Raw genomic sequence first — 12,319 nt, 5'->3', positions numbered from 1 at the left:
GCGTCGTCGGCAACCTGGGTGTGGCGCACCCAGGTTGAACCCGCCCTGGTCGGCCTCCGCTCCGCCGGACACGCTCGTTCCCATGACAGACAACGCTTCGAACGACCTTTTCCCGTCCGCCGCCGGTGTGCCTGCGGGACCGCTCGCCGGCCGGGTGGCGGTGATCACGGGGGCCGGCGCCGGGATCGGCGCGGCGACCGCCCACCGTTTCGCCGCCGCCGGAGCGGCGGTCGCCCTGCTCGGACGGCGGTCCGGGCGGCTGGACGACCTCGCCGCGACCCTGCGCGAGGCACACTCCGCCGAGGTCCTGCCGCTCGCGGTCGACGTGACCGACACCGCCGCGTTGACCGCCGCCGCGTCGACGATCCGCGCCGAGCTGGGCCGGCCCGACCTGGTCGTCGCCAACGCGGGGGTGATGCTCGGAGCTCCGTTCGACGAGGCGGACACGGCCGAGTGGGACCTGATGATCGACGTGAACCTGCGAGGTCTGCTGGCGACCGGCCGGGTCTTCACGGCGGACCTGCTCGACGCCGCCGGAGCCGGACGCGCCGCGGACCTGGTGAACCTCGGCTCGATCGCGGCGGAGGTGATTTTCGCCGACTACCCGGTCTACGGCGCGACCAAGGCGGCGGTCGCCCAGCTGACCCGCAACCTGCGCGCCTCGCTGGGGCCTCGTGGCGTACGGGTACGGTCCGTCGACCCGGCCTTCGCCGTCACCGAACTCGGGGCCGACATGGCGCACGAGGCCACGCGGGCCGGGCTGGAGAGGATGCGGTCGGCCATCACCACCATCACCGCGGAGGACGTCGCCGACGCCATCACGTACTCGGTGGCGGTGCCGGCCCGGGTCAACATCGCCGAACTGACGGTGGTTCCCACCGAGCTCGGCTGAGAACGGCGCGCGGGCGCCCATCGCGTGCCGTGGAGGCCGACGGGACGTGAGCACGGGCTGCGACCGACCGCGGGCGCCCGCCCCGCCGGTTCAGGAGCAGGGGATGTCTCCGTGACGGGAGAGGAGACGCCCGGTACCGGCTCCGGGTTCCCCGGTGGCGAGGGCGACAATCGCGTCCATGCCCTCGGTGACGGTCCGCGGGCCGCTGCGGCCGTCGAGGTCGGTCGCCGGGCAGCCGGGGCCGGCGGCGTCGACGCGGATGTCCTCGAGTGCCTCGGCGTACCGGGTGTCGCCGGGAGCCGAGCAGACGGCATCGCGTCCCGGGAGGAGAATCGTCAGCGTTCCTCTCGGGTTCGCCGCTCCACGAGAGTGGCCAGTCCGGCGACCGTGGCCCGGCCGTGCAGGTGCTCGGCGGCCAGCTCGGGGAAGCGCGTGCGCAGCAGGCCCAGCGCCACGAGGCCCTTGAAGGAATCGCCGCCCAGCGCGACGAACTGCTGGTTCCGGCCGATCGCCGCCCGGCCCAGCACGGAGCACCACACTTCGGCGATGGTCCGTTCGACCGGCGTGAGCGGCGGATCGCCGGGGTCCTCCCGGTCCGCCTCCCGGTGCGCACCGACCGCCGCACGCAGGGCGTCGAGGTCCGTCTTGCCGTTGACCGTGGTGGGGATGCGGGCGACCACATGGACGACACCCGGCACGGCGGCGGCCGGCAGGACCTCCTGGAGGGCGCCGGTGACCTCCTCCCGCGACCGGTCCGTCGCCACGTAGGCGACGAGTTCCAGGGGCGCGTCGGGAGCGGGGCGTTCACCGGTCACCACGGCCCGGCGGACGCCGGGCAGACGGTGCAGGGCGGTCTCCACCTCCGTCGGTTCGATCCGATTGCCCCGGATCTTGAGCTGCCGGTCGGCACGTCCCAGGAATTCGTACCGGCCGTCGGGATTGCGCAGTACCCGGTCGTCCGTCCGGTAGCAGCGACCTCCCGCTCCGCGCGGGAACTTGGCGGCGGTCAGGTCTTCGTCGTTCAGGTAGCCGTCGGCCAGGCAGGAGCCGCCGAGGTGCAGTGTGCCCGGGGTTCCGTCCGGGACGGGCAGGCCCTTTTCGTCGAGCAGGCGTACCGAGACGCCGTCCAGCGGGGTCCCGATCGGAACCCGTTCACCGGTGACGGGTCCCCGCACCCGGTGCATCAGCACGCCGATGGTCGTCTCCGAGGGGCCGTAGTGGTTGTACACCGTGAGATCGGGCCGGACGGCGTGGACGGCGTCCGCGAGTCGCGGGGGAAGTTCTTCGCCGCCCAGCACCAGCAGTTCGGTGGGCAGCAGTGGGGCGAGGTCGGCGCCGGTGGCCAGCGCGGCCAGCAGCGAGGGCGTGTACTTCAGGCAGTCGACCGGGTGCGTCCGCAGTTCGGCGGCCATCGCGCGGGCGTCCAGTGTCGTGTTCCGGTCGTAGATGTCGAGCCGAGAGCCCTGCAGGAGTGCGCCGTACACGCACGTGTTGCCGAGGTCCGAGGCGAAGGTCGTGGTGAGACCGAATCCGGCCGGCGAGAGGGGGGCGATCCGGGAGCGGAAGGCCGCGACGTAGTTCAACAGCGCCCGGTGGGGGACCTGGACCGCTTTCGGGGTGCCGGTGGAGCCCGAGGTGAACACGAGGTACGCGCGGTCGTGCGGCCGGGCACCGGGGAAGGGCGCGTAGGGCGCCGTCGTGATGCCGTCGTCCACCACGAGGCCCGGACGTGCGTCCGCCCCGGCACGGGAGCTGTTCACCCGGTCGACCAGCACGGCCCGGGGAGCGAGCGCGGCGAGCAGGGTCTCGATCCGGGCGGGGGGATCGGCCGGGTCGATGTGCGCGTACGCGGCGCCCACCGCCCACGACGCGAGTGCGGCGACGGGGCACCAGACGGATCTCTCCAGCACCGTCGCCACCACGTCACCCGGGCCCACCCCGAGCCGGCGCAGCCGGGCGGCGACGCCTCCGGCGAGTCCCGCGAGGTCGGCATAGCTCAGCTCGGTACCGCGGTGCCGGACGGCGGGGAGCGCTCCGTTTCGGTGCGCCGCCGCCAGGAAGAGGTGAGCCGCCGACGCGACCGGTCCGGCCACCGGCCCCGTCGTCTCCGTCGGCCCCGTCATTCCCGGAGCCTCCCGGCGTCGGCGAGCCGTTCGTCCCGGCCGAGATCTCTCAGGTGGTTCCCACCGGGCAAAAACGCTCACTCCCCTTGAGAGGTCCGTCTCCTCGAGAGATCCGTGCAATTCCCTGTCGCCGCTTCTCACAGAAGCACGGCCTTGGATCTGGATACCCGGCGCACCCGGCGCATAAGAGACGGTTTTCGGCCATGATCCGGGGGTTCTTTCTCCGTGCCGACGGCCTTGACAGCGCATCTGGCCTGCGGGCATTCTCCTGCCGTCCGGAGGGAGATGTGGCGCGAGTGTGGCACGGTGCGCTTTGTTGACGATCGCCGCCCGGGGCGGTTGTGTGGCAGGCACCGAGAAAACAGACGGAAGTGAGACGGATTCGTGCCGTTGAGGCCTGCCAGCACATCACTGTTCGCCCAGAACCGGGTTTTCCGTAATTTTTGGCTCTCGCGAACGCTTTCGCTGGTGGGCGACGGTATCACCACGACCGCGCTGCTGTTGTTCGTGGGAGAGCGCAACGGACCGAACGGCGTCGCCTTCGTCATGCTCGCCAGCGCTCTCCCCCGCTTCTTCGGACCGGTCGCCGGGGCGCTCGCCGACCGGTTCCCGCTGCGTCGGCTGATCATGGTCAGCGAGGTCGTGCAAGCGGTTCTGTGGGCGGTGATCGCGCTGTGGCTGCCACCGCTGTGGCCGCTCGCGCTGCTGGTGCTCGTGGCCTCGTGGTTCGCCACCGTCGTCGCCACGGCCGGACGTGTCGTCATCGTCCGGGCCGTCGAGGACGCCGAACGTCCCCGGGCGAACGCCTGGATCGGAACGGCGTTCAACGCCCGCACCGTGGCGGGGCCCGTCATCGGCGGTCTGCTCGTCGAGTTCGCCGGTCCCCGGCAGGCGTTCGGCATCAACGTCGTGACGTTCCTGCTCGGCGCCGTCCTCCTCGTCGGGCTGCCCGTCCTGCTCGCCGCGGGCGCCCCGGGCAAGGGCATGCCGGGATTCCTGACGGACATCGCCGACGGACTGCGTTTCGCGCGCGGCAACCCCTTCGTCCGCAGCACCTCGTTGCTGCTGCTGCTCGGCGTGCTGTTCGGCTCGCTGGACAACGTGGCGCTGGTGTTCCTCGCGGAGGACGACCTGCACACCGGCCCCGGCGGCTACGGCCTGCTCTCCGCCGCGTTCGGCGTGACGATGGTCGCCGTGTCGCTGCTGCTGACGCAGAAGCCCGATCTCCTCAGTCCCACGGTGCTGATGCTCGGCGGCTGGGCGGTGGCCGGCGCGGGCCTGCTGCTGACCGGCGTGGCTCCGTGGCTGGGGCTCGCGATCGCCTTCCAGGGGGTGGCCGGGCTCGGCAACGGCGGGGCGATGATCGGGGAGGACACGCTGCTGCAGCGCCATGTCCCGCAGGAGATGCTCGGCAAGATCGGCGGGTTGCTCACCTCGGCGGCGTTCCTGGGCAGCGTCGGGGCGTACGCCGTCGGCGGTCTGCTCGTCGACCTGCTCTCGGCACGACCCGTTCTCGTGCTCTCCGGTGCCGGACTGGTCCTCGTCACCGCGCTGAGCGTCCGCGGGGTGCGCACCGCCACGCAGGAGATTTCCCTCGGGGGCGCCAAAACCGGGGACGGCGAGAGTCGGACTCCCGAGGAGGAGCCCGCGAAATGAAGAGGAGGAAAGCCACCGGCGGTCTCCCGAAGAGGAAGCCGAGTCTTCGTTGGAAAGGAACAGATGAGCACAGGATCCGGCTGGTTTCTCGCCCCGTGGGCCGTGGCACAACCGCTGATTCATCGGTGGTACGCCTGGCCTCATCTGCTCAGCCCGCACACGGCGGCGTTGAATCTGCGCGACCGGCAGCTCCAGGTCATGCGCAGTTACGTCAAGGCACCCCATCTGCATGAGCGGGCGCTGCGCGACCCGGCGATGTTCGGCGGTCCCTTCCTCGACCCGGGCACGGCGACCGTCGCCGACATCGAGGCGCTCGTCGAGCGGACCGCGAGCACGGCGGCTCCGCTGCTGCGTCTGGCGGAGGACATCGACGACGCGCGTCGCCTGCTGCGGGAGAAGGCCGACGGGGGTCCGCTGTCCGCTCTCTATCCGCTCCTCGGGGACACGCTGCGCGGCCGGGTCGAGCTGGCCTACGACACGAGCCATCACCCGCAGATACGGTTCTTCGAACCTCTGCTCTACGCCTCCGCCGCCTTGTACGACCGGTCGGCGCAGACGATCTCGCTGCGCACCGGACATGATCCGACACAGCCCTTCATCTTCAACAGCCCGGTGATGCCGGACCCGCGACGGGTGGACCTCCCCGTCCCGTTCGACGCGCCGGAGCTGGACCCGCTCTTCGGTGCCGCGCCGGCCGGGGTCGACCCGGAGGAACTGGCGCGCACCCTCGACGTGGCGCCGGACCAGCGAGCGCTCTTCCGCACGCTGTTCACCGACACTCCCCCGGCACCCCCGCCGCCGGTGGCCGAGGGCGTCCGGATGAGATTCTTCGGACACGCGTGCGTGCTGCTGGAGTCGGCGGCGGGCTCGGTCCTGATGGACCCGCTGATCGGGTACGCCGGTGACGGACACGACCACTTCACCTTCGAGGACCTGCCCGCCAGGATCGACGCGATCGTGCTCAGCCACGCGCACCCCGACCACGTGGGCATCGAGACCCTGCTGCGGCTGCGCCACCGTACCGACACGGTGATCGTGCCCCGGGACTCCGGTGGATCGCTCGCCGATCCCGGCCTGGGAGTGCTGCTGGAGAACCTGGGCTTCCGCACCGTCCGCAGGGTCCAGGAACTGGAGTCGGTCGGGATCGCGGAGGGCATCACCGTCACCGCGCTGCCCTTCCTCGGAGAGCACGCGGACCTCGACATCTGGTCCAAGAGCGTCTTCCTCGTGCGTGTGGACGACCGGTCGATGCTGTTCGCCACCGACACGACCCTGCTGGAGCCGGCGCTCTACGACCTGCTGAGCGACCTGCTGCCGCCGATCGACGCGCTGTTCATCGGCCTGGAGAGCGTGGGGGCCCCGGCCTCGTGGCTCTACGGCCCGCTGATGGAGACCCGGCTGCCCCGGGACCTCGACCAACGACGCCGGATCAACGGATCCGACGCGGTCATGGCGGCGGAGATGGCACGTCGCGTGCGCGCCCGGCAGGTCTACGTGTACGCCATGGGCCTGGAGCCGTGGCTGCGCCACATCACGGGCTCCTCCTACGACCCCGACTCCGAGCAGATGCGCCAGACCCGCATGCTCCTGGAGACCTGCGCCACCCGGCAGGTGCCGGCCGAACTTCTCCATCTGCGGGGGGAAACGTTCTTCCCTCCCGTCACGCCATCAGCACGCCACTGATTTCGCCAGAGGAGGCAGCCTTGGCCGACGTCGACCAGGCCGTTCACAGTGCACCGCAGCAGGCAACGGACATCGACTACCTCATCGTCGGTGGTGGCCCCGCAGGACTTCAACTCGCGTACTATCTGGAGCGGACCGGCCGGGACTACGTCGTGCTGGAGGCGGCACAGGTGGCCGATTTCTTCACGCGTCTGCCACGGCACCGCCGACTGATCTCCAACAACAAGGTCCACACGGGATTCACCGACCGGGACAAGAACCTGCGGTGGGACTGGAACTCGCTGCTGAGCGAGGACCTCGACCACCTGTTCTCCCAGTATTCGCACGAATACCTGCCCAAGGCCGACGATCTCGTGCGGTACCTGCGCGATTTCCGACACCGGTTCGCGCTCCGCGTCGAAGAGGGCACACGCGTCACCGGGGTTTCCTGGCGCGGGCCGGGCAGGGGATTCACCGTACGGGCGGAGGACGGCCGGGTCTGGCGTCCCCGGAGGCTGATCATGGCGACCGGCCACACCGTGCCGTACATACCCGAGATACCCGGGGTGGAACTCTGCGAGGAGTACAGCCGGATCTCCACCGATCCGGCGGACTACGTCAACCAGCGTGTGCTCATCCTCGGCAAGGGCAACTCCGCCATGGAGACGGCCGAGAACCTGATGCACGTGACGGCGAGCACCCACGTCCTGAGCCCGTCGCCGGTCCGCGTGGCCTGGAACACCCACCATGTCAGCGATGTGCGTGGCTGCTACCACAACACGATGGACTCGTACCAGCTGAAGATGCAGAACACCATCCTCGACGGTGTTCCGTTGCGGATCGACAAAGGTGACGACGGACGGCTGCACGTCTCCTTCCGGTACACGCACGCCCGGGGTCAGACCATCGATCTCACGGTCGACCGGATCATCCTGTGCTGCGGTTTCCGCTTCGACTACTCGGTCTTCGACGAGACCTGCCGACCGGAGACCTGCCACGACGGCCGGTGGCCGAAGGTCGACAGCACCTGGGAGGCGGTCGGCATCCCGGATCTGTACTTCATCGGCGCCCTGATGCAGGCACGTGACTACAAGGAGTCGTTCTCCGGTTTCATCCACGGATTCCGGTACAACCTCCGCTTCCTCAACCGCCTGTTCGCCGAGCGCTATCACGACACGCCCCTCGTGCCCGACGTCCGGATGCCGGCGAGCCCGGAGCAGCTGTCCGATCACATCGTCCAGCGCGCCGTGAACGCCTCGTCCCTCTTCCAGCTGCCGGCGTTCATGACGGATCTGCACGTCTTCCGTCCCGGGGACGAGGAGGTCTCCGTCTACCACGACATTCCGCGGGACTATGCGCTGGACGCTCCCGCCTGGCGTGACTGCCACAAGCTCACCATGGATCTGGAATACGGCAAACTCCCGCCCGGCGCCGACCCGTTCGCCGTCGAGCGCGACCCGCTCGACGGGACGACGAGCCAGTTCGTGCACCCGGTGTGCCGGCTCTACCGCGGTTCCGAGCTGGTGGACACCTACCACGTTCCCGAGGACCTGGAGAACGAGTGGGACAAGCCCATGTACACCGGCCCGTTGCGTGACGCCCTGGCATCCATGATCGAACAGGCCACCCGTCAGGACGGGCTCCCGCCTTCCGGCTGAGGCCGTTCCACGACCTGGGTCCGTACCCCCGAGAGGCTTCGCGCACCACGATCGGAGAGCTGGACGATGAGCGACGCGGGTGTTGCCGGAAAACGCCGTGTGTATTCCTCGATGATCAGCAGATTCGGATACGTTCCGCTGGTATGGGGATGTCTGCGGGCCTATCTGGAACTGGAGCCCGATCTGCTGGACGCCTACGAGCTGGAACAGCCGGTGTTCCTGCCCGAGCAGGTACCGGGAGCGGTCGACTCCATGGAAGACCCGAGCGTCTTCATGGTGTCCTGCTACATCTGGAACTTCCGCCGCCAGATGACTCTCTGCAAGGAGGCCAAGGAACGCTTCCCCGGAATCACGGTCGTGGCCGGGGGCCCGCACGTGCCCGACGACTCGCGCACCTTCTTCGACGAGCACCCCTACGTCGACTTCCTGATCCACAAAGAGGGCGAGAAGCCCTTCGCCGCGCTGCTGCGCGCTCTGCTGGAGGAGCAGCCGGACTTCTCCGCGCTCCCGTCGCTGAGCTGGCGCGACGCGTCCGGTGCGGTGCGTCGCAATCCCCTCGGCGACCAGCTGCCGAGGGAGATCGAGGTGCCCAGTCCCTGGCTGACCGGACTGCTCGACCCGGCCATGGAGCTGGCCCGGAGCCATGGCTACCCGGTGGTCACACCGTGGGAGACCAACCGGGGCTGCCCGTACAGCTGCACCTTCTGCGACTGGGGTTCCAACACCATGTCGAAGGTGCGCCAGTACAGCGAGGAGCGGCTGCACGCCGAGATCGACTACCTGGCCGACCGGCAGGTGCACGCGGTGCTGTGCGCCGACGCCAACTTCGGGATCCTGCCCCGCGACAAGGCCCTGGCGGAACACTTCGCCGCGCGGCGAGAGGCCGACGGCTACCCGCGGAAGTTCGCCGCCAGCTACGCCAAGAACGCGACCGTCCGCGTGTTCGAGATCGGGCAGATCATGGCCACGGCCGGCATGTCCGACCGCGCGATCCTGGCGATGCAGAGCGGTTCCGCTGAGGCGCTGGAGCACGTCAAGCGGTCCAACATGAAGGCCGAGCGGTACGAGGACCTGGCCCACCGGTTCCGCGAGGTGGGCGTCGACGCCAACACCGAGGTGATCCTCGGCCTGCCCCACGAGACACGGGAGTCCTTCGTGCGGGGCATCTGCCGGATGCTGGAGATCGGCATCCACGGCCACATCTCCGTCTACGAGTGCGTCATGCTGCCCAACAGCGAGATGAGCACGCCCGCGTACCGGGAGAGGTACGCGCTGGAGACGATCCGGCGGGCGTACCTCCAGGACGACATCGAGCAGTTCGAGGTGGTGGTGGCGCACTCGACGATGACGCGCGAGGACTGGGTCTACATGTACCTGTTCGGCGCCACGGTGCAGGCACTGCACAACCGCGGTCTGACCGGGTACATCGGCCGCTACCTCCAGCGCGAGGGCATCCTGCCGTACGAACGCTTCTACCGGCACCTGCTGGACCGTGCCCTGGACACCGGCGAGGGAGTCTTCGCCGAACCGATCCTGCGGGCGAAGAAGCTCCTGGAGGAGTACCTGGTCGACAGTTCGATCCCCAACGAGGGGAAGGTGCTGAGCCAGTCCGACATGGCCGAGAAGGTGCGCCGGCTGATCCCGGACAAGGAGTCGTGGCTGATCTACGAATGGTGCTGGGCGCACGTGCAGGCCGATCTGGACCGGTTCTACACCGAACTGCGCCTGGATCTGATCGGCGAGGGGGTGGACCTCGACGCGCGGCTGGAGGACCTCTTCCAGTACCAGCGGGCGACGGTGTTCGCCATCGGGGACCGCGGGGCGCGGTTCGTGCTGTTCAACCACGACTGGCCCGGCTACTTCCGGGACGACAAGCAGGAGGCCGGGCTGGTCTCCGTACCGACGCCCATGCGGTTCGAGCCGCCCCGTGAGCGTTTGCGGTGACCGCGCCGCCGAGCGTGCCCGAGCAGGTCCTCGCCCGGGCCGCGGCGGGCCCCGCGCGGGTGGCGGTGGCCGGTCCCGGAGCGCCGGTCACCTACGGCGCGCTCGCCGCCCGGGCCGGGGCGCTGGCCCGCCGGCTGGTCACGGCCGGCGTCGGGCCGGGTGACGTGGTCGCCGTCCTGGGCGCGGACGCCGACGCCGTGACCGTGGCGCCGCTCGCGACATGGCTGGCCGGTGCCGCGGTCATGCCGCTCGGTACCGGCCAGCCGGCCGCACGGCTGCGGACGTTGCTGACGGCGGCCCGGGTCCGGGCCGTACTGGCGCCGGGCGGAACGGCGGGATGTGATCCGGGGGTCGCCGTACTGGATCCGGCCGGGGCGGGAACGGCGGAGGCCCGGGCGGGAACGGCGGAAGCCGGGGCGGGAACGGCGGAGGCCGGGGCGCCGGCGCTGCCGGGTCCGCGCCCGGAAGGTGCCGCCTACGTCCTGTTCACCTCGGGTTCGTCCGGGACGCCGAAGGGCGTCGTGGTCGCTCACGCGGCGTTCGCCCGGCACGTGCGCGCCATGACGGACCATCTGGGCCTGACCGAGGGGGACGTCTCGCTCCAGTTCGCGTCACCCGCCTTCGACGTCGCGCTGGAGGAGACCTGGACGGCGCTCGCCGGCGGCGGGCGGCTGGTGCTGCGCGCCGCCGAGCTGTGGGCACCGAGGGAACTGGTGGCCGCCACCGCGGCCCACGGCATCACCGTCTGGCAACTGCCGACCGCCTTCTGGAGCCAGGCGGTCACCGGGCCCGGCGGACTGGCGGACCTGGCTCCGCCGCCGACCCTGCGCTGCGTGGTCATCGGGAGCGAGGCCGCCGACCGGCGGACCGCCCGGCGCTGGCTCGCCTCCCCGTGGCGCGGCATCCGGCTGGTCAACGCCTACGGCCCGACCGAGGCGGTCGTCACGGCGACCGTGTACGACGTGACCGAGGACCGGGCGGCGCCCGGGGCGTTGCTGCCGATCGGACGTCCGCTGCCCGGGCGCGACGTCCACGTCCTGGACGCGGATCTCCGGCCGGTGCCGCCGGGCGAGCCGGGCGAGCTGTGGCTGTCCGGACCGTGCCTCGCCGAGGGGTACCTCCACGCTCCGGCCGAGACCGCCGCCGCCTTCGTCCGGCTTCCCTCGGGGCCGCGTGCCTTCCGCACCGGCGACCGCGTCCTGCGGGGAGCCGACGGGGTGCTGGACTTCCTCGGCCGGCAGGACCGGCAGGTCAAGGTCGCCGGTACGCGGGTGGAACTGGCGGAGGTCGAGTGCGTGCTGGCGGAGTGCCCCGGGGTGCTCGCCGCGGCGGTCGCCCCGGTGACCGACGGGCCGACCGCGCACCTCGCGGCGTGGGTCACCTCGCCGTGGCCCGCCGCGCGGTGGTCCGCGCTGGCGGCCGAGGTACGCCGGTACGCCGAGGCACGTCTGCCCCCGGGGGTGGCGCCGCGGACGGTACAGGTGCGCGACACCCTTCCGGTGACCGGCAACGGGAAGGTGGACTACCGGCCCCTGACGGACCCCGCCCCTCCGTCGCCCCGGCCCCTGGCGCACCCGGACGCCGCGCCGGACGCCGCGCCGGCCGACCTCTTCGACGCAGCCGAGGCGAAAGAGTTCCTCACCGAGTTCTTCGCCGAGGCCGGGTCACCGCCCGCCCCGGGCCGCTCCGGCCGCTGGCTGACCGCGGTGGACGGGGACGGAACACGGCTGACCGGACCCGGCCGGGAGCGGTGGATGACGGCCCTGGTGGGACTCACCGACCCCGACCGGCTGGGCGCGGCCCTGCGCCTGCTGCTGGACACGAGCGCACGCCTGACCGCCCGCCGGGCTCCGACCGCCGCGCGGCAGCTCGCCTCGATGGCGGCGGCGCTGTCCCCCGTCGTGGTCGCGGTCGGCCTGGGGCGGCACCCGGTGGCCGGCTGGGCGGCGGCGGCACTGCGCGGACAGGACGGCCGACTGGGCCTCGACGTGCACGGCTCCCGCTGGATCTCGGTGGGGCCGCCCACCCGGCCCGATCACGGCCGTGCGGTACGGGACCTGGCCGAGCTGGCGGCGGGAGTGGACGCCGTGGACGGCGGGTCCGCCGCGGCGCGGGCCCTGCGCGAGCTGGCCGGGGGCCGCCCGCCGGATCCGGGCGTGCTGGTGGACGTCGAGCACAGTCCGCGGGACACCGATCGTTCCGTCCGGCTGGTGCGCGCGCTGGGGAGACGGGTCATGTCGTAGGCGGAGCCGAAACGGTCGGACAGATCGGAAATCGAATTACCGCTCCGGGTGTTTATTTTCTGCTGCCCGAAATAACGGGACGATGCGTTTATCGCCATTCTCCCCATTGCTTTTCGAGCACATAGGGAAATACCATCTGAC

General features: G+C 70.9%; 7 protein-coding genes. 6 read left to right on the top strand and 1 reads right to left on the bottom strand.

Annotated elements, in window-relative coordinates; all coding sequences use genetic code 11:
* The first annotated feature begins 82 nt into the window (after positions 1–82).
* The gene (locus ACZ5FU_RS30795; protein WP_468834952.1) at positions 83–892 is read left to right on the top strand and encodes an SDR family oxidoreductase; all 810 of its coding nucleotides are present in this window, start codon (positions 83–85) and stop codon (positions 890–892) included.
* A gap of 335 nt (positions 893–1,227) precedes the next feature.
* On the opposite strand, the gene ACZ5FU_RS30790 is transcribed toward ACZ5FU_RS30795, so the two are convergent.
* Complete coding sequence (locus tag ACZ5FU_RS30790) at positions 1,228–3,015, bottom strand: non-ribosomal peptide synthetase (RefSeq protein ID WP_469047496.1); 1,788 nt, start codon at positions 3,013–3,015, stop codon at positions 1,228–1,230.
* Positions 3,016–3,399: 384 nt separating this feature from the next.
* On the opposite strand from ACZ5FU_RS30790, the gene ACZ5FU_RS30785 reads away from it, so the two are divergent.
* The 5 genes from ACZ5FU_RS30785 (at position 3,400) to ACZ5FU_RS30765 (ending at position 12,178) form a co-directional block, all read left to right on the top strand.
* Positions 3,400–4,671: an MFS transporter gene (locus ACZ5FU_RS30785; RefSeq protein ID WP_469047494.1), complete on the top strand. Its 1,272-nt coding sequence runs from the start codon at positions 3,400–3,402 to the stop codon at positions 4,669–4,671.
* Positions 4,672–4,734: 63 nt separating this feature from the next.
* Complete coding sequence (locus tag ACZ5FU_RS30780; RefSeq protein WP_469047492.1) at positions 4,735–6,354, top strand: MBL fold metallo-hydrolase; 1,620 nt, start codon at positions 4,735–4,737, stop codon at positions 6,352–6,354.
* A 20-nt stretch (positions 6,355–6,374) separates the two neighbouring features.
* Positions 6,375–7,991 (top strand): NAD(P)-binding domain-containing protein, encoded by a 1,617-nt coding sequence (locus ACZ5FU_RS30775; protein ID WP_451781135.1) that lies wholly within the window; start codon positions 6,375–6,377, stop codon positions 7,989–7,991.
* Positions 7,992–8,102: 111 nt separating this feature from the next.
* Positions 8,103–9,935, top strand: coding sequence for a B12-binding domain-containing radical SAM protein (locus ACZ5FU_RS30770; RefSeq protein WP_451781133.1), 1,833 nt, complete (start codon positions 8,103–8,105; stop codon positions 9,933–9,935).
* Complete coding sequence (locus tag ACZ5FU_RS30765) at positions 9,932–12,178, top strand: amino acid adenylation domain-containing protein (RefSeq protein ID WP_451781132.1); 2,247 nt, start codon at positions 9,932–9,934, stop codon at positions 12,176–12,178. Before ACZ5FU_RS30770 ends, ACZ5FU_RS30765 begins: the two co-directional genes overlap by 4 nt.
* Positions 12,179–12,319: the final 141 nt, after the last annotated feature.

It is taken from the genome of Streptomyces sp. NPDC031554 (genome assembly GCF_055580685.1).
This window is presented reverse-complemented; position numbering and strand designations above follow the sequence as displayed.

Coding starts and splice junctions, on each gene's coding strand:
- ACZ5FU_RS30795 (WP_468834952.1), top strand. CDS start 83: ATGACAGACAACGCTTCGAACGACCTTTTCCCGTCCGCCGCCGGTGTG.
- ACZ5FU_RS30790 (WP_469047496.1), bottom strand. CDS start 3,015: ATGACGGGGCCGACGGAGACGACGGGGCCGGTGGCCGGACCGGTCGCG.
- ACZ5FU_RS30780 (WP_469047492.1), top strand. CDS start 4,735: ATGAGCACAGGATCCGGCTGGTTTCTCGCCCCGTGGGCCGTGGCACAA.
- ACZ5FU_RS30770 (WP_451781133.1), top strand. CDS start 8,103: ATGATCAGCAGATTCGGATACGTTCCGCTGGTATGGGGATGTCTGCGG.